The organism is Halopseudomonas sabulinigri (assembly GCF_900105255.1).
GTDB classification, from domain to species: domain Bacteria; phylum Pseudomonadota; class Gammaproteobacteria; order Pseudomonadales; family Pseudomonadaceae; genus Halopseudomonas; species Halopseudomonas sabulinigri.
In genome coordinates, this window is the sequence record NZ_LT629763.1 from 3,755,771 (window position 1) to 3,776,601 (window position 20,831).

General features: G+C 61.2%; 20 protein-coding genes and 1 tRNA gene. 11 read left to right on the forward strand and 10 right to left on the reverse strand.

What is annotated here, in order from left to right:
- Positions 1-137: 137 nt before the first annotated feature.
- Positions 138-214: transfer RNA gene (locus tag BLU26_RS17170), tRNA-Met, on the reverse strand.
- Between the two features lie 247 nt (positions 215-461).
- Here BLU26_RS17170 and BLU26_RS17175 point away from each other — a divergent pair.
- Both BLU26_RS17175 and dinB read left to right on the forward strand, forming a co-directional pair.
- A complete protein-coding gene (locus tag BLU26_RS17175) occupies positions 462-1,643 on the forward strand; it encodes a GGDEF domain-containing protein (RefSeq protein ID WP_092288063.1) in 1,182 nt (393 codons plus the stop codon).
- Between the two features lie 97 nt (positions 1,644-1,740).
- Positions 1,741-2,742 carry a DNA polymerase IV gene (gene dinB / locus BLU26_RS17180; RefSeq protein ID WP_231702084.1) on the forward strand — a complete coding sequence of 334 codons (1,002 nt, stop codon included), beginning with the start codon at positions 1,741-1,743 and terminating at the stop codon, positions 2,740-2,742.
- Here the strand turns inward: dinB and BLU26_RS17185 are convergent.
- Complete coding sequence (locus BLU26_RS17185) at positions 2,739-3,182, reverse strand: hypothetical protein (RefSeq protein ID WP_092288065.1); 444 nt, start codon at positions 3,180-3,182, stop codon at positions 2,739-2,741. The genes dinB and BLU26_RS17185 overlap by 4 nt on opposite strands.
- Positions 3,183-3,330: 148 nt before the next feature.
- Here BLU26_RS17185 and BLU26_RS17190 point away from each other — a divergent pair, with 148 nt between their 5' ends.
- Positions 3,331-4,113, forward strand: coding sequence for an SDR family oxidoreductase (locus BLU26_RS17190; RefSeq protein ID WP_092288066.1), 783 nt, complete (start codon positions 3,331-3,333; stop codon positions 4,111-4,113).
- 34 nt (positions 4,114-4,147) lie between these two features.
- Here BLU26_RS17190 and BLU26_RS17195 read toward each other — a convergent pair whose 3' ends face one another.
- On the reverse strand, positions 4,148-4,588 hold the full coding sequence (locus BLU26_RS17195) for a DUF2489 domain-containing protein (protein ID WP_092288067.1): 441 nt from the start codon (positions 4,586-4,588) through the stop codon (positions 4,148-4,150).
- Positions 4,589-4,593: 5 nt separating this feature from the next.
- A complete protein-coding gene (locus tag BLU26_RS17200; protein WP_092288068.1) occupies positions 4,594-5,064 on the reverse strand; it encodes an LEA type 2 family protein in 471 nt (156 codons plus the stop codon).
- Between the two features lie 103 nt (positions 5,065-5,167).
- On the opposite strand from BLU26_RS17200, the gene BLU26_RS17205 reads away from it, so the two are divergent.
- Positions 5,168-5,713: a hypothetical protein gene (locus BLU26_RS17205; protein ID WP_092288069.1), complete on the forward strand. Its 546-nt coding sequence runs from the start codon at positions 5,168-5,170 to the stop codon at positions 5,711-5,713.
- A 12-nt stretch (positions 5,714-5,725) separates the two neighbouring features.
- Here the strand turns inward: BLU26_RS17205 and BLU26_RS17210 are convergent, their stop codons facing one another.
- Both BLU26_RS17210 and BLU26_RS17215 read right to left on the reverse strand, forming a co-directional pair.
- Entirely contained in the window at positions 5,726-6,205 is a 480-nt protein-coding gene (locus BLU26_RS17210; protein WP_092288070.1) for a YchJ family protein, read from the reverse strand.
- 2 nt (positions 6,206-6,207) lie between these two features.
- Positions 6,208-6,699, reverse strand: a complete 492-nt coding sequence (locus tag BLU26_RS17215; RefSeq protein ID WP_092288071.1) for a DUF6231 family protein — start codon at positions 6,697-6,699, stop codon at positions 6,208-6,210.
- Between the two features lie 131 nt (positions 6,700-6,830).
- Here BLU26_RS17215 and dinG point away from each other — a divergent pair, with 131 nt between their 5' ends.
- The 4 genes from dinG (at position 6,831) to BLU26_RS17235 (ending at position 11,887) form a co-directional block, all read left to right on the forward strand.
- Positions 6,831-8,966 (forward strand): ATP-dependent DNA helicase DinG, encoded by a 2,136-nt coding sequence (dinG, locus tag BLU26_RS17220; RefSeq protein WP_092288072.1) that lies wholly within the window; start codon positions 6,831-6,833, stop codon positions 8,964-8,966.
- A gap of 114 nt (positions 8,967-9,080) precedes the next feature.
- A complete protein-coding gene (locus BLU26_RS17225) occupies positions 9,081-10,253 on the forward strand; it encodes a serine hydrolase domain-containing protein (RefSeq protein WP_092288073.1) in 1,173 nt (390 codons plus the stop codon).
- Positions 10,254-10,341: 88 nt separating this feature from the next.
- Entirely contained in the window at positions 10,342-10,983 is a 642-nt protein-coding gene (gene pdxH, locus BLU26_RS17230; protein WP_092288074.1) for a pyridoxamine 5'-phosphate oxidase, read from the forward strand.
- A 76-nt stretch (positions 10,984-11,059) separates the two neighbouring features.
- Entirely contained in the window at positions 11,060-11,887 is an 828-nt protein-coding gene (locus tag BLU26_RS17235) for an SDR family oxidoreductase (RefSeq protein ID WP_092288075.1), read from the forward strand.
- Here BLU26_RS17235 and BLU26_RS17240 read toward each other — a convergent pair.
- The gene (locus tag BLU26_RS17240; protein WP_092288076.1) at positions 11,862-13,106 is read right to left on the reverse strand and encodes a TIGR03862 family flavoprotein; all 1,245 of its coding nucleotides are present in this window, start codon (positions 13,104-13,106) and stop codon (positions 11,862-11,864) included. The genes BLU26_RS17235 and BLU26_RS17240 overlap by 26 nt on opposite strands.
- A gap of 31 nt (positions 13,107-13,137) precedes the next feature.
- On the reverse strand, positions 13,138-14,058 hold the full coding sequence (locus BLU26_RS17245) for a histone deacetylase family protein (protein WP_172830668.1): 921 nt from the start codon (positions 14,056-14,058) through the stop codon (positions 13,138-13,140).
- A gap of 206 nt (positions 14,059-14,264) precedes the next feature.
- Between BLU26_RS17245 and tesB the strand changes: the two genes are divergently transcribed.
- Complete coding sequence (tesB, locus tag BLU26_RS17250) at positions 14,265-15,128, forward strand: acyl-CoA thioesterase II (protein WP_092288077.1); 864 nt, start codon at positions 14,265-14,267, stop codon at positions 15,126-15,128.
- Positions 15,125-15,709, forward strand: coding sequence for an HAD family hydrolase (locus tag BLU26_RS17255; RefSeq protein WP_092288078.1), 585 nt, complete (start codon positions 15,125-15,127; stop codon positions 15,707-15,709). Before tesB ends, BLU26_RS17255 begins: the two co-directional genes overlap by 4 nt.
- Before the next feature lie 7 nt (positions 15,710-15,716).
- Here BLU26_RS17255 and nadC read toward each other — a convergent pair whose 3' ends face one another.
- A complete protein-coding gene (gene nadC, locus BLU26_RS17260) occupies positions 15,717-16,574 on the reverse strand; it encodes a carboxylating nicotinate-nucleotide diphosphorylase (protein ID WP_092288079.1) in 858 nt (285 codons plus the stop codon).
- A gap of 117 nt (positions 16,575-16,691) precedes the next feature.
- Complete coding sequence (locus BLU26_RS17265) at positions 16,692-18,056, reverse strand: alanine/glycine:cation symporter family protein (RefSeq protein ID WP_092288080.1); 1,365 nt, start codon at positions 18,054-18,056, stop codon at positions 16,692-16,694.
- 347 nt (positions 18,057-18,403) lie between these two features.
- Between BLU26_RS17265 and BLU26_RS17270 the strand changes: the two genes are divergently transcribed.
- Entirely contained in the window at positions 18,404-20,815 is a 2,412-nt protein-coding gene (locus tag BLU26_RS17270; RefSeq protein ID WP_092288081.1) for a DUF1631 domain-containing protein, read from the forward strand.
- The last annotated feature ends 16 nt before the right edge of the window (positions 20,816-20,831 follow it).

The following is a 20,831-nucleotide window of genomic DNA, read 5'->3' on the forward strand; positions in this document are numbered from 1 at the left end:
AGTTGCGGTTAATGGGGCTAGGGCAGATGTGCTGCTATGCTGGGTAGCGAGACGGGCATCGACATGGGGGCAGCATGGGTAGAGTTCAGGCGAAAAAAAACCGCTGAATGAGGTTAATCATTCAACGGATTTGAACCTGGTTGCGGGGGCAGGATTTGAACCTACGACCTTCGGGTTATGAGCCCGACGAGCTACCAGACTGCTCCACCCCGCGTCAGAGGTGGCCATTCTACTCACAGAAAGTTTTCTGTCAAGCGATTGAAGAGAAAAGATTTTTTATTGGCGGGCAGGCTTGGTTCTACAGATCAGGCGGTAGGGGAAAGGATCGGGTTTATTTGACGTCATAATGACATCACTGAATATTTGACTTACTCTGCTCTTAAGGCAAAATCGCTGTCTTGTAGTTGAGACGCAGAACAATAAAACGGCCCAAGCCGGACAGAGAAACAGGTAACAGCTACGTGGAAAATACGCACGCAACCTATGACGTGTCGCCTTGGCGCGGAGAGTTCTCCGATCCCGCAATAGAACGTGCCTATCGCAAACACAGCGAGGTCACTGTTGCTCGTCACCTGCGTCGCGGGCTGATGGTCTGGCTGGTATTGCTGTTGCTGTTCGGGATGCTGGATTACCCGGTTCTGGGCAACAGCGCCGATTTTGCGCTTGTCGCGGGTTTACGCCTGGCGACGGCGGCCCTGCTGTTGACCCTGTTCTTTTACAGCAAGCGCAAGCCTTCCCTGGCGACTGACGGTTATGCCGTCACCGCTATTGAGGCGTTCGGCTTTGTGCTGTTCTTTTTTCTCTACTTCATTCGTCACGATATTGTCAGTTGGATAATCGGCGTAGTCGCGATGCTGATCATCAGCCTGTACGTCTTTATTCCGAACCGTGTGTACCTCTCGACCCTGGCAGCCGCATTCGGGATTGGTGGGATGATGTTTGCGGTTTGGCTGCGCGGCTTTGGCGCCCCGGTATTGGTTGGTCTGCTGTTTATGCTGTCGTTACCTATGGTGGTGGGTTTTTTTACCGCGTTGCGACTGCAAACCGTGCAACGCCAGGAGTACGCATTGTTTCAGCAGGTCAGTTCGATCAACCGCGACCTGCAGAACGAAATCAAGCAGCGGCAGGCCCTGGAAGAAGAGCTCAAGCGGCAGGCCACAACCGACCCCTTGACCGGCCTGTTCAACCGCCGCCAATACGAAATGCTGTTCAACCGTGAGCGTGAGCGTTGTAGTCGGCAACACAAGTTTATTAGCCTGTGCGTTGCGGATCTGGATCATTTCAAACGAATCAACGACACCTACGGGCATGACATCGGCGATCTGGCGCTGCGCCATGCTGCCGATCTGTTCAGCAACCTGTTACGCCAGTCGGATGTGGTGGGGCGATTTGGGGGCGAGGAGTTCGTCCTGATCCTGCCCGATACCGACCTTGAACAGGCGGTAGCGGTTATCAGTCGTTTACGGCAGGAACTGGAGTCCACCCCGCTGGCTTCCCCGGCCGGGGCAATCAGATTGACCGCGACCTTCGGTGTGACCCAGGTCTTTACCGGAGATGACAGCATCGAGACCGTTATCAAGCGCGCTGACCAAGGGTTGTACGAAGGTAAAGGCGCCGGTCGCAATCGGGTAATGACCGCCTGATCGGTTACACTGACCGTCTCCCTGTTGCGGTCTGGTGCGGTCTGCTGTGCGCAAGATTATCCATGTCGATTGTGATTGCTTTTACGCCGCAATAGAAATGCGCGACGATCCGCGCCTGCGCGGTCGTCCGCTGGCGGTGGGTGGCGACCCGGGCAAGCGCGGGGTGATCTCTACCTGTAATTATGAGGCCCGCGCCTACGGCGTACACTCGGCGATGGCCTCTGCCTACGCCAAGCGCCTGTGCCCGGACCTGTTGATCGTGCCGGGGCGTATGTCGGTCTACCGTGAGGTATCAGCCGCCATCCAGGCGATCTTCGCCGACTACACCGACCTGATTCAGCCGCTGTCGCTGGACGAGGCCTATCTTGATGTTACTGCTGCAGAGGCCTGTCGCGGCAGCGCCACGCTGATTGCCAAGGAAATTCGCCAGCGCGTGCAGGCCACCCAGGGCATTACCGTGTCTGCCGGGGTGGCGCCCAACAAATTTCTCGCCAAGATCGCCAGCGACTGGAACAAGCCCGATGGTCTGAAAGTGATTTTGCCGCACGAAGTAGAATCCTTTGTGCACGATCTGCCGGTCACCAAACTGCACGGTGTGGGCAAGGTCACGGCAGAGCGGCTCAAGCGCGTGGGCGTTGATGTGTGCAGCGAGCTACTGCCGTGGCGCAAGCAGGATCTGGCGCGTGAGTTCGGCAGCTTTGGCGAGCGTTTGTGGCAGCTGGCCCGTGGTATTGATGATCGGCCGGTCGTCGTGGAAAGCAAGCGCCAGTCGGTCAGCGTGGAGCATACCTACGAGCACGATCTGCCGGATCTGGCCGCCTGCCTGGCGGCATTACCGCCGCTGCTCGACAAGTTGGCCGAGCGTCTGGGCCGGCTGGACAGTGTCTATCGAGTCAGCAAGCCGTTCATCAAACTCAAGTTCCACGACTTTACCCAGACCACCCTGGAGCAGGCCGGTGCACCGGTGACGCCGGAAGGTTATGCCGAACTGTGCACTCAGGCTTACGCCCGGGGCGGACGGGCGGTGCGGCTGATCGGCGTGGGAGTGCGCCTGGATAATGCCCACTCGCCCATGGGCGAGCAGCTGGCGTTGTTCTAGCCGTGCGCTTGCTGGCGGGCGCAGGCCGGGCAGAGGTGGTTCTCACCCACGGGCTGCCAGCCCAGTTCGGCAATGCGCGCTACGGCTTTCTGTGTGCGCGCCGGCAGGTCATCTCGCTCGGCCGCCAGAAACTCGAAGGCCTGTTCGCGCGCGCACTGATCACAGGTAATTGACCAGCCGAGTACGGACTGGCCGCGCAGATCAGGGCCTTTGGCAGTGGCAGTCCATTGGCCGGCCGGGTTGATCAGGTAACGAACCTTCTCCACGGTCAGGCGCAATGGCAGATCCCGACTACCCTTGACGGTACAGATCAGGCGGTCGCCGGGCTGCACGCCGCCGCCCTGACCGGTTACCTGAAACAGGCCGGCGCCCAGCGTGCGGCACTCGATCAGGGTGTGAGACGGGTTGAAAGCAGTGCGTCTGAAGTCGTGTTCGGCCATGGCTGGGGTCCGCGTTGGTAAAGGCGCGCATGATAACACCTGTGTGGGGCGGCATATCACCCGGATCACTGATGGTCGGCCTTCACCCCTCGGGTGTCTATGATGCCCAGGTTGAATTGTCATCCATAACGACACAAGAGGATATTCCATGAGCGTCAAGCAACTGTTCGACATGACCGGCAAGGTTGCCCTGATCACGGGTGGTACCAAAGGCCTGGGCCTGCAGATGGCGGAAGCCTTCGGTGAGCAGGGCGCCAAGGTGTTCATCAGCGCGCGTAATGCGGCAGAGATCGAGGCCGTTGTCGCCGAGCTGAAGTCCCAAGGTATCGAGGCCGCCGGTGTGGCCTGCGATCTCGGCAAACTGGATACCAATCCGGTCAAGACGCTGGTGGACGCTGCCGAAGCGGCTTTCGGTACCGTCGACGTACTGGTGAACAACGCCGGTACTACTTGGGGTCAGCCCGCCGAAGAGCACAGCTATGAAGGCTGGCAGAAAGTGATGACCTTGAACGTTGATGTCTGCTTCCTGGTGGCGCAGGAAGTGGCCCGCCGTTTCATGATTCCGCGCCAGTCCGGCAAGATCATCAACATCGCCTCGATTGCCGGCTTCAAGGGTAACCGCGCCAATTCCGGTATCCACACCGTGGCTTACAACACCTCCAAGGCCGCCGCCATCAACCTGACACGCGCGCTGGCTGGCGAGTGGGGCCCGTATAACATCAACGTCAATGCCATCTGCCCCGGCTACTTCCCGACCAAGCTGGCCAAAGGTCTGGAGAAGGTCACCGAGCTGATCAAGCAGGGCACGCCGCTGGGTCGCATTGGCGGTGAAGAGGACATCAAGGGCGCAGCCGTGTTCCTCGCCAGCGAGGCGTCACGCCACGTTAGTGGTCAGGCATTGGCGGTCGATGGTGGTAACTCGGTAGTCTGAAGCAGGCCGGGCGGCGCAATGCCGCCCGTGTCATTCAGTGTAGGCCGTCAGCCAGTTGGCGTGCGGCCTGTTGTACCTGCTGCTGATGGTCACGCTCGATGGTGTCCATCAGGCGCAGGTGCAGTTTCCGCTCTGCTGCGCTCAGCTGCTTCCAGGCCTCATGGGTGGGGATGTGGGCAGTCTGATCGTACACCTCGGTAAAGACCTCCAGCGTCAGACCTTCCCGACGTGGGCCGGCATAATTATCCAGCAATACCTTGAGGCGAATCGAGCCTTCGATCATCGGCACTTGGCCGTTGACCAGGCTTTGCGCGATGAACTGGATGTCGCCAGCCAGCCGAGCGTTACGCTGATCCTGCTGGGCCTGTTGGTCGGCACGCTGCCGCCATACGCGGCGCCAGAGGTACCAGGCATAACCGGCCAGGGCGGCGATGATGAGCAGGCCGCCAAGCAGCAGCCAGTGATATAGGTGCATAGGTGTCAGAAACTCAGTTGCGAGGGATCCAGCGTCCCTTCTTCTTTCAGATTGATGTTGGGCGCAAGGAACAGCCCGGTGCTGATATGGCCTTCAATGCGGTAGCTAACGGACTGCTGCTTTTCTACCAGCTTGACCAGGTCGGCAAGATGCCGCCAGAGGTTTGAGCGTACTTCCAGTTCAAATGTTTCCGAGCCATAGGCCGGTACGTCAAAGACATTGTTGCTGACGCCTGTGGCCAAGCGCATGTCGTTCAGATAAACCTTGTACTGCATGCCGCGAATCGGCAGCGACTTGCTATTGGGGTTATCGACCCGTAGCTGCAGTCGGAAAGACTGCTCCCACAGATTGGATTTGAGCATTTCTACGTTGGCCAGACTCACATCCGGTTTGCTGTAAGACGGCATGAATATGGCGCAACCGTGCAGCAGCAGGCAGGACATCAGCACCAGCGATCCCAGCACACGCGACTTCATTGTCTCCCCCCTCGCGATCGATACAGGCTGACTTATATGTGGAGTTGTCGATCAGCTTGCCTCGGACCATACTAACCCTAATTGACGTACAGGGAGTGACAAGATGGCCCGTTTCGAGATTGTTTTTCAAGGACAAGTGCAACCCGGTACGCCGGAAGACCAAGCGCGAGCGCGTATCGGTCAACTGTTTCAGGTGGCGGGCGAGCAGCTGGATATGCTGTTCTCCGGCCGCCGGATTGTGATCAAGCAGGGCCTGGATGAAGCGGCGGCCGCCAAGTACCGCACAGCCATTGAGCGTGCCGGGGCGTTGTGCAGTATCGAATTGATGGAGCCCGCCGAGGCAGTGCCTGCCAGCGCGTTGGCGCCCGCAGCAGAACCCGCGCCGACGCCGATTACCTCGGGCAAGGCGGCGGGCAAACTGGTGCCGCGTGACGAATACATGGCGGCATTCGCCGATGTGGAAGCGCCAGATTTCGATATTGCCCCGCTGGGCGCGGACCTGCAGGACGACTACGAAGCGCCTGCGCCGCTACCGATTGACCTCAGTGCCCTCAGCCTGGCTCCGGTGGGCAGTGACATGGGTGAGCTGAAGCGCGATCTGCCAGAGGTAGTACCCAATACCGATCATCTGAAATTGCAGGACGACTGACGGCGCAACCGCCTAGAGCGCGCAGCACTGCTTGAACTTGCGCCCCGAGCCGCAGGGGCAGGGTTCATTGCGACCCGCCTTGATCACATGGTTGGGGTCGATGAAGTACCAGCGCTCACCCAGCCGCTTGAAGTCCGAGCATTCACGATGGCTTTGCTGGCTGCCGTCCGGGTCGGCCCAGCGCGCGACAAAGGCGACCTGGGCGCGGTCGCTGCCGGGGCCATCGGCTACCTGCTCAACGCTCAAACCCTGCCACTGACTCTGCGCGCTCCACAGGCGCATCTGTTCGACCTCCAGCAGCCCCTGCTGGGCGGGCAGGGTGGTCGCTACCAGGTAGTCAATCAAGCCCAGGGTGTACGCACTGTAGCGTGAGCGCATCAGGCGTTCGGCGCTTTGCGCCGCCGTGCCATGGTGCAATGGCTGGCAGCATTCGGCGTAGGTCTGAGCGCGGCCGCAGGGGCAGGCGTCCTGGCTGCTGATCATCTTGTGCATGCTTACCACCAGTACTTGTCGAACATCTCGGGATTCGCCCAGTATTTGGAGTTGAGCCAATCCGGTACCTGTTTGTAATCGGCCAAGTCATAAGTGTAGAGCGACAGGGTGCGTTGGTCGTCAGCGCCGGTGAAATTGGCGCGGCGTTGCAGGGCCAGGGCAAAAAAGTCGTTCTCCTGCCAGTCGGCGGCCTGCAGCAGATCAACCAGTACCGCCAACCGGCTGGCCGACAGGTTGCGCAGGCCAGCGAGCAGTTCAACACCGGTACGCTGTGGCACATGCTCCAGTTGGTCGGCGATGATCGCCAGATCATAGCGCTGGTTGGCAACTCCTGCGGGCAAGGGCGCCTGGTCGCTGGTCACCAGTTGGGTAGCCGGGTGAGTAGCGCAGTAGGCCTCGACCGCAGGTACCCGTGATTGGCTGACGCAAAGCAGGCGAGCGGGCTGATAATGCTCAAGAATGCTCAGCAGGGTGGCGTTGGGGGTAGCCGTCATGGCGCTCCTCGGGTGGGTAGGCGAAAGAAACGGCAACAGACCCTAGAGCGAGTTGCCGGTGGATGCAAGCCTGATGGCAGTCGGTTGCCAGACGGTTCAATGTTATCATTGCCGGCTAGCCCGGAGCCCGCATGCTGAACGATGAACTCAAAGGCCAGATTCAAACGGCCTACCGCACCTTTCTCGACAACAAATCCCTCAAGCCGCGTTACGGCCAGCGGGTGATGATTGCCGAGGTGGCCAAGCTGTTTGGTGGCGTCAACCTGGATGACGACGGCCATCGTGACGGTGACCCGGCGGTTGCGGTCATCGAGGCCGGCACCGGTACTGGCAAGACGGTGGCCTACTGTCTGGCCGCCATTCCCATCGCCAAGCACCTGGGCAAGCCGTTGGTGATTTCCACCGCCACGGTCGCGCTGCAGGAGCAGATCGTACTCAAGGATCTGCCCGATATTCAACGTAACGCCGGCCTGCAATTCGGCTTCTCGCTGGCCAAGGGGCGGGGACGCTACGTGTGCCTGTCCAAGCTCGATAACCTGCTGCGCGAAAACCAGTCCATGGCCGATCAGCAGCAGATTTTCGCCGACGACGGTTTCAAACTGGACGTGGATGAGGCCGGACTCAAGCTCTACACCCGCATGGTGGAAGCCCTGGGCGGCAACAAGTGGGATGGCGAGCGCGATTCCTGGCCTGAAGCGCTGGAGGATCAGCACTGGTCACGTCTGACCACCGACCACATCCAGTGCAGCAACCGCCGCTGCGGGCATTTTCAGCAATGCGTGTTTTATAAGGCACGTGAAGGCGTGCAGAAAGTGGACGTGATTGTCACCAACCACGACCTGGTGCTGGCCGACCTGGCGCTGGGCGGCGGCGCCATTCTGCCCGACCCGCGCGATTGCCTGTATATCTTCGACGAAGCCCACCATCTGCCCGACAAGGCGATTTCACACTTTGCCCACAACACGCGTCTGCACGCGACCGCCGACTGGCTGGAACAACTCGACAAGAACCTGAGCAAGCTGCTTGCTCAGCATCCGCTGCCTGGCGAGCTTGGCCGGGTATTGGAAAAAGTGCCGTTGGAGGCGCGTGACCTGAAACCGCACCAACAGTTCATGCAGCAGGCGATGGGCGAGGTCGCGGATTTCTCCAGCGCAGAAGACCTGCGCGGTAACGTGCGCCCCCAGCACCGCTTTGAGCATGGCGTAGTGCCGGAAGAGCTGGTCGAGATGGGGCTGGAGCTCAAGGCCGGCTTTGGCCGCATCACCGATTTGCTGCAGCGCATGGTCGACATGCTGAAGGAGGCGATGGATGGCGAGGCGACGGTCGGCGTCTCGGAGTCCCAGGCTGAGGAGTGGTATCCGCTGTTTGGTGCCCTGCTGGCGCGCGCCGAGGCCAACTGGACGCTGTGGACCCAGTTCTGTCTGCAGGACCCGGAAGGCAGGCCCCCAACCGCGCGCTGGCTGACGCTGACCGACACCAATGACATTGAAGTGCACGTGAGCCCGATTCTGGCTGCTGATACCCTGCGCCAGTATCTGTGGCATAGCGCCTTTGCTGCGCTGGCCACCTCGGCCACGCTGACCGCACTGGGCAAGTTTGATCGTTTCAGCCACCGTGCCGGCCTGCCGAAGAGCGCCGTGTGTACACTGGCGCCGAGCCCGTTCAAGCACGGCGAGGCGGGCTTGTTACACGTGCCAAACCACGGCGCCGATCCGCGTGACAGCGCCGGCCACACGGCGGCCATTACCGAGCACTTGCCGGATATTCTGGCCGACGAGCGCGGCAGTCTGGTGCTCTATTCGTCGCGCAAGCAGATGCTGGAGGTTTACTCTGGTTTGCCGGCGGCCTTCCGTGAGCGCGTGCTGGTGCAGGGCGACCTCTCCAAGCAGGAACTGATCCGCCAGCACCGCAGCGCGGTGGATGATGGCAAGCAGAGCGTGATCTTTGGCCTGGCCAGCTTTGCCGAAGGTGTGGATCTGCCTGGCAAGTACTGTGAGCACGTGGTGATCGCCAAGATTCCCTTTGCCGTGCCGGATGATCCGGTCGAGGCAGCGCTGGCTGAATGGATCGAAAAGAACGGCGGCAACCCCTTTATGGAAATTGCCGTGCCGGACGCCAGCCTGCGGCTGATTCAGGCCTGCGGGCGACTGCTGCGGACCGAGCAGGATACCGGCACCATTACCGTGCTTGATCGTCGTCTGGTTACCCAGCGCTACGGCAAGGCGATTCTCAAGGCGCTGCCGCCGTTCCGTCAGCAGATTGACTAAGCGTCATCAGCCTGCTCGATACTGCACTGACGCAGCGCCTTATGGTCGCTGCTTTCGAATGCGCGGCGCGGTTAAATGGCAATACAACAAGACACTGACCCAAGGACTATTCCGATGAGCAACGTGCAGGGCTACTTTGACCCACGCTTCGAGCGGGTACGCGAACTCTTTGCCGAGCAGCAACAGGACGAGCAGGCGCGTGGCGTCGCGCTCTGCGTGACCGTGGGTGGCGACACCGTGCTGGATCTCTGGCAGGGCGTGATGGACAAGGACAACCAGCAGGTCTGGGAGCAGGACACCTTGGTCAATGTGTTCTCCTGTACCAAGCCGCTGGGTGCGGTCGCTTTGCTGCAGCAGGTGGCTGCCGGTCGTATCGAGCTGGATACCCCCATTGCCGAGGTCTGGCCCGAGTTTGCCCAGGCTGGCAAGCAGCAAATCAGCCTGCGCCAGTTGCTCAGCCACCAGTCCGGCCTGTCGGCAGTTTCCAAACCCCTGCCACCCGAAGCGCTGTTTGACTGGGCCGCCATGAGCCAAGCCCTGGCCGAACAGGCGCCGTGGTGGCAGCCGGGCACGGCCCATGGCTACGCGCCGGTGACCTATGCCTGGCTGCTGGGTGAGCCGCTGGCGCGGCTGAGCGGTCAGCGGCCCGGCGGCTATATCCAGCAGCATATCTGCGCGCCTCTGGGTATGGACTTTCACGTTGGCGTGCCGGATCAGGATCTGGCACGCGTGGCGCATGTTTCGCGCCTGCGTAACCAATATGGCGACGAGGGCGCCCGCGCCCTGTTCGCCGCCATGGGGCAGCCTGAAGGGCTCACCGCCAAGGCGTTTGGCAACCCGGCCAGCATGATGACCAGTACCAATAAACGCGAATGGCAGCAGGCGGAGATCCTCTCCGCCAACGGCACCGGCAATGCGCGCTCGCTGGCGCGCTTCTGGCAGCTGCTGGCGCACGGCGGCGAACTGGACGGCGTCAAACTGCTGGACGCTGAGCTGGTTGCCCTCATGCAACAGGAACACAGCCAGGGCCAGGATCGCACCCTGCTTTGCCCCACGCGCTTCGGGCTGGGCGTGATGCTGGAGCAAAACACGCCCGGTGGTGGGTTCGGTATGGGTCCGCAGGCCTTTGGCCACCCGGGTGCGGGCGGCTCGTTGGGTTTTTGTGACCCCGAGGCAGGGGTTGGCTTTGGCTACGTTACCAACACCATGGGCCCCTACGTGCTGATGGATCCGCGCGCACTGGCCTTGAGCGAGTCGATTTATCAGTGCCTGCGCGAGCTGGACTGAACACTGCTGCAGATCAAGGTGTCTGTAACAGGGAGTGCTAGGCTTGGCCTGGAGATGACTGGCTTGAATGCATGAAGGAGTGACGCTGATGAAACCGACCATTGCCGACCTGCGGCGTGATTACACCCGCGACGGGCTGACCGAAGCTCAGGCGCCAGACGAGCCGCACCTGCTGTTCGCCACCTGGTTTGCCCAGGCAGTGGAGATTGAAACCACCGAAGCCAATGCGATGATGCTGGCCACGGTAGACGAGCAGGGTCAGCCGCATCTGCGCACCCTGCTGCTCAAGGGTTTTGATGAGCGCGGCTTTGTGTTTTTCACCAATTACCAGAGTGCCAAGGGCGAGCAACTGGCGACCCAGCCACGGGCAGCCATGACCTTCTGGTGGCACGACCTGGAGCGGCAGGTGCGTATCGAGGGCCAGGTGGAAAAGGTCAGCGATGAAGAGTCCGATGTGTACTTCCATAGTCGCCCGGCGGGCAGCCGGCTCGGTGCCTGGGCCTCACCGCAAAGCCAGGTAATTGCCGGGCGCGAGGTGCTGGAGCAGCGTCTGGCTGCGCTGGAAATACAATATGCCGAGGATCAGCCACCGCGGCCACCGCATTGGGGCGGATATCGGCTGGTGCCGCAGGTGATCGAGTTCTGGCAGGGGCGTGCCAGTCGCCTGCACGACCGCCTGCGCTATCAATTGCAGGACGGTCAATGGCGGCGCGAGCGCCTGGCGCCCTGACCCCGTATCCTGATGTGCTTGCCGCCATTCTCCGCTGGCTTTAGGCTGAGCTCAAAGCCGTCAACAAGGAGGCGCTATGGGCCGGCGAGTCTTTCAGCAGAAAGTAGTAGTGATCACGGGCGGCTGCGCGGGGATTGGCCGCGCTCTGGCCCTGCGCTTTGCCCAGGCTGGCGCGCACATTGCCATCCTGGATATTCACGATGAGTCGCTGGTCGCCTTTCGCCAGCAACTGCAGGACAAACTCAACGCCGATGTTATGGCCTTGCACTGCGATGTCTCCGATGACCAGCAGTGCGCCGAAGCCATCAGTCAGATAGTCGAACGTTTCGGCGGTATAGATTTGCTGATCAACAACGCCGGCATTACTCACCGCAGCACCTTCGCCGAAACCGACGCTGCGGTATTCCAGCGCATCATGGCGGTCAATTACTTCGGTGCTCTCAACTGTACGCGTCATGCCTTGCCGAGCCTGCTGGCGCGCGGCGGCCAGGTGATCGTCCTCAGCTCACTCTCCGGCTTCGCGCCGCTGCTTTATCGCAGTGCCTACAATGCCAGCAAGCACGCCTTGCACGGTCTGTTCGAGACGCTGCGCATGGAGGTGCGTGAGCAGGGCGTTAACGTCATGCTGGTCACACCCGGTTTTACTGCTACGGACATTCGCAAGAATGCGCTAGTGGGCGATGGCTCGGTAAACCAGGGTACAGTCAATCTGGCATTCAAGGTATCCGCGCCGGCGGACGTGGCGGACGCGATCTACCAGGGTGCCTGCAAGCGCAAGCGGCTGCTGGTACTGTCGAATGTCGATTGGCAGGCGCGGCTGGTGGCTCGGCTGTTTCCGCACCTGTTCGAGCGCTGGATGGTGCCGCGCTTGTCGGGTGTCAAGCCGGCGCGAGCCAACGAATAACCCCTTCACCGGCGCGCGTGCCGCTGGCAAAGCAAGCGGTGAGCAGGTAGCCGCCGGTGGGTGCTTCCCAGTCAAGCATCTCTCCGGCGCAGAACACGCCGGGCAAGGCTTTCAGCATCAAATCTGCATTCAGCGCCTGCTGTTCTACACCGCCGGCGCTGCTGATCGCCTGGTCCAGCGGGCGGGTGGCGTTGAAGCTGAGCGGCAATTGCTTGATCGCGCGGGCCAGTTGCTCGGCGGTACTCAATTGGCTTTTATCGAAACGCTCATGCAATAGCGCGACCTTGAGCGCGTCCAGTCCGGCTTTCTTGCGGAGCAAGGTGGCCAGAGATTGGCCCTTGCGGCTGCCTGCCAGCGCAGCAGCAAGCTGCGCTTCGTTGCGGTCGGGTGCCAAATCGAGCGTCAGCCGAGCTTCGCCTACGGTTGTCAGTTGCTCGCGCAGCGGCGCAGACAGCGCATAGATCAGGCTGCCTTCCATACCATCGTGGGTAAGAATGCACTCACCGCGTCGGCTGATGATCTGGTCGTCTTTATCCTGCACGCTGGCGACCACCGGTTTGAGTGGCTGACCGGCGAAGCGCTCGCTGAGAAAGGCACTCCAGTTGCAGATGAAACCACAGTTGCTCGGCTGCAGGTCGCGTATGGCAGCGCCCTGCGCGCGTAGCGGGGCAACCCAACTACCGTCGGAGCCCAGGCGCGCCCAGCTGCCGCCGCCCAGTGCCAGCACGCAGGCCTTTGGGTTAATGTTTAGCTCACCCTCAGGGCCTTGTAAGCGCAGTGCGCCCTCTGTCGTCCAGCCCAGCCAGCGGTGCCTGGTGTGCAGCTGCACCCCGGCCTCGCGCAGTCGTCTGAGCCAGGCGCGCAGTAGCGGCGCAGCCTTCATGTCGGTAGGGAAGACGCGACCGGAGCTGCCGACGAAGGTGTCGATGCCCAGTTCATGGATCCAGGCTTGCAAGCGTTCGGCGTCAAGGTTCTCTAGCCAGTCGGCGATCCAGGGCGCGGCTTCGCGGTAGCGCGAGATGAAGTCCAGCTTGGCTTCGGAGTGGGTGATGTTCATGCCGCCGACCCCAGCCAACAGAAATTTGCGGCCGACCGAGGGCATAGCGTCAAACAGGTCCACCCGGTACCCGGCATTGGCAATGATTTCCGCGGCCATCAGGCCAGCCGGTCCACCGCCTATTACGGCAATGCTGTCGGTGTACGGCTGTTGCTTGGTCATCACGTTGCCCCTGGTCTGCAAGTCGCGCAGTTTACCCCAAACCTTGTGCCTGCCATATCTGCGCGGCGCTGTGGTGCAGTAGCCCGTGGCGTTTGGCCAGGGCGTCTCGATCCTTGTCGTAGCCGCCGCCGATAACGGCGCAAACGGGGATGTCATGTGCCAGGCAGGCGTTGAGTACATGACTGTCACGCGCGGCAATGCCGGCATCGCTCAGTGCCAGATGGCCAAGCGCGTCGGCGACATGCACATCGACGCCGGCGTCATACAGCACCAGGTCCGGCTGGTACAGCGGCAGCAGGTAGTCCAGGGTATCTGCAACTACCTTCAGGTAGCCGGTATCGTCGAGATTACGCGGTAACGGGATGTCCCAATCACCGTGCGCCTTGCGCGCCGGGAAGTTGTTCTCGCAGTGCAGCGAGACAGTGATGATGTCGTTGTCGTTCTCCAGGATGCGCGCGGTGCCGTCGCCCTGGTGCACGTCGCAGTCGAAGATGAGTACGCACTGCGCTCGGCCGCTCGCCAGCAGGTAGCGGCTGGTGATGGCCAGGTCATTGAAGATGCAGAAGCCGGAGGCAAAATCGTAATGTGCGTGGTGGGTGCCGCCGGCCAGGTGGCAGGCCAGCCCGTGCTGGAGTGCCAGTTCGGCGGTCAGCAGGGTGCCGCCCACCGCGCGCTGGGTTCTGGCTACCAGCCGCTCGCTCCAGGGCAGACCCATGCGGCGCTGCGCGGCCGCATCCAGTTGGTTGCTGCAAAAGCGCGCAACGTAGTCGGCGTCGTGGGCCAGTAGCAACAGATCGGTAGGGCACGGTTGTGGTTGATAGAGATTATTGCCGTGCAGTAGCCCGCTGGCGCTGAGATGGTCGTGCAGGCGCACGAACTTGTCCATCGGGAAGCGGTGCGGCGCCGGGAAGGCAAAACTGTAGTCGGGGTGATATACCAGTGGCAGGTCCACCTGTGCTCCCCTTGCTGTACGAAGAGTCCGAGTATGCTGGAGCCGATGCTGCGCAAACAAGTCTCACGGTGAATCAGGCGGCCGCTGAACTGCTAAGTTGGGACAATCCGGGTTAAACTTGCCGGCATTCTGGTGGCGACCAAGATCGCTGCTGCTGGTGTGGAGTAGAGCGACAGCCGTGGTCGCGCCGATTGTGAGGAAGGAATATGAGCCAATTGCTGGATGATCTGGTAGACCTGCTGGCGCTGGAAAAAATTGAAGAAAACCTGTTCCGCGGGCGTAGCCAGGACCTTGGCTTCAAGCAGCTGTTTGGCGGTCAGGTGCTGGGGCAGTCGCTCTCGGCTGCCAGCCAGACGGTCGATAACGAGCGCCATGTGCACTCGGTGCACGGTTACTTCCTGCGACCCGGCGATGCCACTCACCCCATTGTGTATCAGGTAGATCCGTTGCGTGATGGCGGTAGCTTCACCACACGCCGCGTGCAGGCTATTCAGAAAGGCAAGCCGATCTTCACCATGATCTGCTCCTTTCAGGGCGATGAAGAAGGCTACAGTCATCAGGCCCAGATGCCGGATGTGCCGGGCCCGGATGACCTGCCGAATGAAACCGACTGGACGCGCAAGTACCAGCACCTGATTCATGAAAAGGTGCGCGACAAGGTGCTGTGCGGCAAGCCGATCGAGATTCGCCCGGTAGGCGAGTTCAACCCCTTCGAGCCCAAGGTGTCCGAGCCGGTGCGCTACATGTGGTATCGCGCCGACGGACAGCTGCCGGACGACCCCCAGGTACATCGCTATCTGTTGGCCTATGCCTCGGACTTCCACCTGCTCGGTACCGCCATGCAGCCCCACGCGATTTCCAGCTGGTCGACCAAGCTGCAGGTCGCCAGCCTGGATCATGCGCTCTGGTATCACCGCCCCCTGCGCATGGACGACTGGCTGCTCTACGCCATGGATAGCCCCTCGGCGGCCGGTTCACGCGGCATGTCTCGCGGGCAGATCTTCAACCGTGCCGGCGAGCTGGTGGCCTCGGTGGCGCAGGAATCGCTGATGCGCAAGGTCAAGGACTGAACGTGCGCGAGTTGCAGGGCTGGATATTCGATCTCGATGGCACGCTGACGCTGGCGCAGCATGACTTTCCGGCAATCCGACGCGAGCTGGGCGTACCGGCTGAGGCGGATATCCTCACGTATATGGCGGCGTTGCCTGATTCAGAACGTTTTGCCATGAAGGCGCAGCTGGATCAGATTGAGCTGCGCCTGGCGGCAGAGGTGCAGGCCGCACCCGGCGCGGTTGAGTTGATTCGCAGCTTGCACGGGCGCGGCTTGCGGTTGGGTATTCTCACCCGCAATTTGCAGGCGGTAGCGCAGTCGACCCTGGCGCACCTGGGGGTACTCGACTGCTTTGCGGCTGAGGATGTATTGGGCCGCGAAGAAGCTGCGCCCAAGCCACACCCTGAAGGCATACAGCTGTTGCTCAAGCGCTGGAGGTTATTGCCGGCACAGGCGGTGATGGTTGGCGATTTTCGCTTTGATCTGGAAGCGGGCCGGGCAGCAGGCGCCCGCACTTGTCTGGTTCATGCCGACAACCAATGGCCCGCGTTGGCCGATTGGCACGTGGCTGACTGTCGGCACCTGTTAGCCCAGTGTTGAGCCGCACTCAGCTCGCCCGATAGCGCAGGCGCATGGACAGGTCCACCGCCTTTACGTCCTTGGTCAGGCTGCCGATAGAGATGTAGTCGACCCCGGTTTCCGCCACACTGCGCAGCGTGGTCTCGTTGATGCCACCGGAAGCCTCGAGCTTGGCTTTGCCGGCGGTCAGTTCCACTGCGGTGCGCATGTCTTCCAGGCTCAGCTCGTCGAGCATGACAATATCGGCTCCGGCTGCCAGCGCCTGACGCAGTTCATCCAGGCTTTCCACCTCCACTTCCACCGGCTTGCCCGGCGCAATATGGTGCGCCTGATTGATGGCTGCGGCGATGCCACCGCAGGCGGCGATATGGTTTTCCTTGATCAGAAAGGCATCGAACAGGCCAATGCGGTGATTGTGGCAGCCGCCACAGGTAACCGCGTATTTCTGCGCCATGCGTAGCCCCGGCAGCGTTTTGCGCGTATCCAGCAGCTGTACCGGCGTGTCTTTTACCAACGCCGCAAAATGGTGGCTGCGGGTAGCGGTGGCCGACAGCGTCTGAATGAAGTTGAGCATACAGCGCTCGGCGGTCAGCAGGCCGCGAGCCGGTCCTTTCAGGCGGCACAGGGTCTGGTCGGCGATCAGCTGGTCGCCATCGCGCACCAGCCACTCGATCTCGATGCTGGCATCCACCTGCCGCACCACCTCGTGCGCCCAGGCGCGACCACAGAACACCGCCGGCTCGCGGGTGATGATGCTGGCCTCGGCGCGGTGCTCGGCGGGAATCAGGCTGGCGGTAATGTCGCCATCGCCAACGTCTTCATTCAGGGCGCGGCGCACATCGTCAACAATGACCGCTTGCAGGCTGTCGAGGGTGAGGTTTGGCATGGGGGCTCCAGCAGGTGTGACAGTCAATATGAATGGGCGCGAGTATACCCCAGCGAACAAAAAATACCCGCCGGGTAGGGCGGGTATTGGTATTGCAGAGGTGTTTCTGAACGGTGGCTACTTGTTCAGGTAGTTCGCCGGATCATTGAAATAATCGCGGGTCAGGCGGAACACGACCGGGCTCAGCAGCAGCAGGGCGATCAAGTTGGGAATCGCCATCATGGCATTCAGCGTGTCCGCTACCAGCCACAGGCTGCCCAGATCGATACCGGGGAGGGTGCCCAGTGGTACCGCGATGATCCAGAGTACGCGGAAGGGTACATTCGAACGCTCACCAAACAGGAACTGGGTGCACTTTTCCGAGTAGAAGCTCCAGCCGATGATGGTGGTGAAGGCGAATACCGCCAAGCCAATGCTGACAATGTACTGACCCCAACCGCCTGGCAGACCCTGACTGAAGGCCAGGGCCGACAAGGGCGCACCGTTCTCGCCGCTTTGCCAGGCCCCGGTCACCATGATCACCAGGCCGGTAATCGAGCAGATGATGATGGTGTCGATAAAGGTGCCGAGCATGGCAACGGTACCCTGACGGATCGGGTTGTTGGTTTGCGCCGCAGCGTGGGCGATGGGCGCACTGCCCAGGCCTGCCTCGTTGGAGAACACGCCGCGGGCAATACCAAAACGCATGGCCGCCCACACGGTTGCACCGGCAAAGCCACCGGCAGCGGCGGCGGGGTTGAAGGCGTAATACAGAATGTCGCCGAAGGCGGCAGGAATGCGGTCGAAGTGCATGATCAGAATGATCAGGCCGCCACCCACGTAGAACAGCGCCATGATGGGTACCAGCTTGCCGGCGACGTCACCGATACGCTTGATACCGCCCAGCAGCACCAGCGCTACCAGCACGGCAATGATGATGCCGGTTACCAGCGGCGGGATGCCGAAGCTGCTGCTCAGCGCGTCAGCAACCGAGTTGGACTGAATGGTGTTGCCGATGCCAAAGCCAGCCAGCATGCCAAAGATGGCGAACAGGATGCCCAGCCACTTCCACTTGGCGCCCAGGCCGTTCTTGATGTAGTACATCGGGCCACCGACGTGGTTGCCCAGCGCATCTTTCTCGCGAAAGCACACAGCCAGTACCGCCTCGGCGAATTTGGTGGCCATGCCCACCAGCGCGATGACCCACATCCAGAACAACGCGCCAGGGCCGCCAAAGAAGATGGCGGTGGCCACGCCGGCGATGTTACCCGTGCCGACGGTAGCGGAGAGGGCGGTCATCAGTGCGTTGAAGGGGCTGATATCGCCCTCTTCGGTGCTCTTGCGACCCCGCCAAAGCATGCTGAAGCCATAGAAAAGCTTGCGTTGGGGGATGAGCTTGAGGCCGAGGGTGAGGTAAAGGCCGGTGCCTGCCAGCAGGGCAAGCATGGCAGGTCCCCAGACAATGCCATTGATATCGCCGATCAGGCTTATGAGTGCTTCCATTGACGCTGCTCCTGATTATCTTTTGTATTGATGCACTGGGTGGCGCATCAGTGTTATGAGGGTGCCTTTTGGGCGATCCGTTGTCAGGATATACCAGGATTGCCAGTTGCGGGGTAGGCAAAGCCTGCCAAGTTCTGAAGCGTGCGAAACGCAAGCGACTAAACTCAATATCAAGTGTGACCTGCTTCAAGAAATCGCATCGGCCAGGGGTGCGTTCAATTTGAAAACGGGTATACTGAATAAAATTTTTGACGCCAAATTTACGACACACGGAAGGCAGCCCTTGTTAGCAGGATAAGCAACCCAGGCGTTGTACGCGATAAGCCAGGCTTATCAGGAGAGGTAGCATGTCCCAGGACCCGAAGGTGGTCTCGATCAAACCGAATCTCGCCAGCCGCAATATGCAGAGCGCCGGCACCGGTTCGTCATCGTTGCCAGCGCCGCTGATCAGCGTGCGCGATCACCTGCAGCAGTACCTGAGCACGGCCTTCAATGTGCTGTTTGACAATGCCGACGACAACCTCTTCGAAATGGCTGATCGGGCGACCAGTAATGCCGATCAAACCCTGTTCTTTGAAGCCATGCGCACCGTGCGGTTGCAGCGTGGCAGCATCCTGAAAAGTATCGGCGCCAGTCTGCACCAGGTGACCGAGCAGATGAATGGCGAAGCCCCCGCCGCCGCCGCGGCGTACTCCTCCTTTGAACTCGATAGCCTGACGCTGGTACAGCCGGACGAGCTGGAGCAGTCTGTTGCGCTAGACGGCATGATCAGCCGCGTCAATAACCGCAATCAGCAAGCGCTGATGCATCTGGCGATGCGTACCAACAGTCTGGTCAAGAACCTGGTGGATGAGCGCAATAATCCGCTGGCGCCCGCTGCGCTGGCCGACTATTTTGCCGATGCCCTCAAGCCTCTGGCGCTGGAGATCAAGGTTCGGCTGATCATCTTCAAACTCTTTGAACGCTATGTGTTTAACGGTATCGACGCCGAGTACGAGGCGCTGAATACGCTGCTGGTTAATGCCGGCGTCATGCCTGATCTGCGTTTGGCTCAGGTGACGCCCTCGCGCCGTCGGTCACCGCCGGCCGGCGCTGGAAATGGCGCTGCGGCTGAATCCAGCCCCGGTAATCGGCAGAGCAGCGCAGATCAGCAGGAAGTGCTGAGCATGTTCAGCGAGCTGATCGGTAACTGGCGGCATGCCAGCGGCGATATGGCGCTATCGGGGCTCTCTGGTAGTGCCGCACGTACGATGCCCAGCGACGAGTTACTGCAGGTTCTGGCTGATATTCCGCTCGATGAGTTGCCCGACAGGGCGGCGGACAGCCCCGCGGACATGCGCCAGCGCATCCAGCGTGCGTTGCAGGCTCAGCGTCAATCTGTGGGTGCTGCTGAGCAAAAAGTGGTGGGTCGGGTGGATGATGACGTCATCAGCCTGGTCTCTATGTTGTTTGACTTCATTCTCGAAGACCCGGCGCTGCCTGCGGCGGTCAAGGCCATGATCGGGCGGCTGCAATTACCGGTTTTGCGGGTAGCCATCGCCGACAAGAGCTTTTTCAGTCGCGGCGCGCATCCGGCTCGCCGATTGTTGAATGAGCTCGCTCGGGCAACCATGGGCTGGAATGATCACGATGATTTGCGTCGGGATCAGTTGCACGGGCTGCTCGAAAGCATTGTCGAGCGCCTGTTGGCAGTCAGTGAGCCGCAGGATGCCCTGTTTGAAACGCTGCACGCAGAGCTGACCGACTTTCAACGCAACGAGCAGCGCCGCTCCGACCGGATCGAGCAGCGTACGCGCGACGCCGAAGAGGGCCGGGCGCGCATGCAGGCGGCGCGCAGTCATGTCGCCAAGGCGGTCAACGGGTTGCTGGTTGGGCGAACCTTGCCGGTCACTCTGGTCGATCTGTTGCGCGACACCTGGAGTCAGGTGCTGCATATGGTGTGTCTGCGTGAGGGCGTTGATTCGGCAGCCTGGGATCAGGCGATTCGTGCCGCGCAGCAGATGATCGACAGTGTCGAGCCGGTTCCCGCCGGTGAGTTGCGGTATCGTGCCGATAGCAACGAGCAAGTCCTGGAGGCGCTGCGCCGCGGCCTGGAGCTGCTTGGGCTGGATGCGTCGGCGGTCGCTGTTCAGGTCGCACGCCTGGCGCAACCACAGGCGCTCGCCCTGGCCAAAGCGCAGGAGGCTGCGGCAAGAAAAGTACGTGAGGCGCAGGCCGCTCGGCTGGCGGCGGAGGCTGCCCAGGCGAAGGCTTCCGGCGCTGCAGAGACTGTAGCGGAAACCGAGCGGGCCGCGGAGCAACCGCTACCCGTCGCTGAAGCCGCTGTGCCGCAGCCAGAGCAGGCGCAGACGGCCGAGGTGGTCATGCCGGTGGTCGAGCCGATTGAGCAGGTGCACGTTGAGGCGCCGGTGTTGCAGGCAGAGGAGGAGTCTGAGCCGCTTGCCGAAACCGTGGACGACTTGCCCAGTGTCGGCGCGATGCGCTGGATTGAAAGCCTGCGTGCTGGCTGTTGGTTTCGTCTGGGCGCTACCGAAGGCCAGCCGGAGCAGCGCTGCAAACTGGCTGCCATCATCAGCTTCAGCGGCAAGTACATTTTCGTCAATCGTGGCGGCATGAAAGTCGCCGAGTTTGGCAAGAACGAGCTGGCCCAGCACTTCGAGCAGGGGCTTATTACCCTGCTGGATGAGAATCAGCTGTTTGATCGTGCGCTTGAGTCGGTGATCGGCAACCTGCGCCGTTTGCAGTCAGCCAAGCCCTGAACATGCCCTGAGCAAA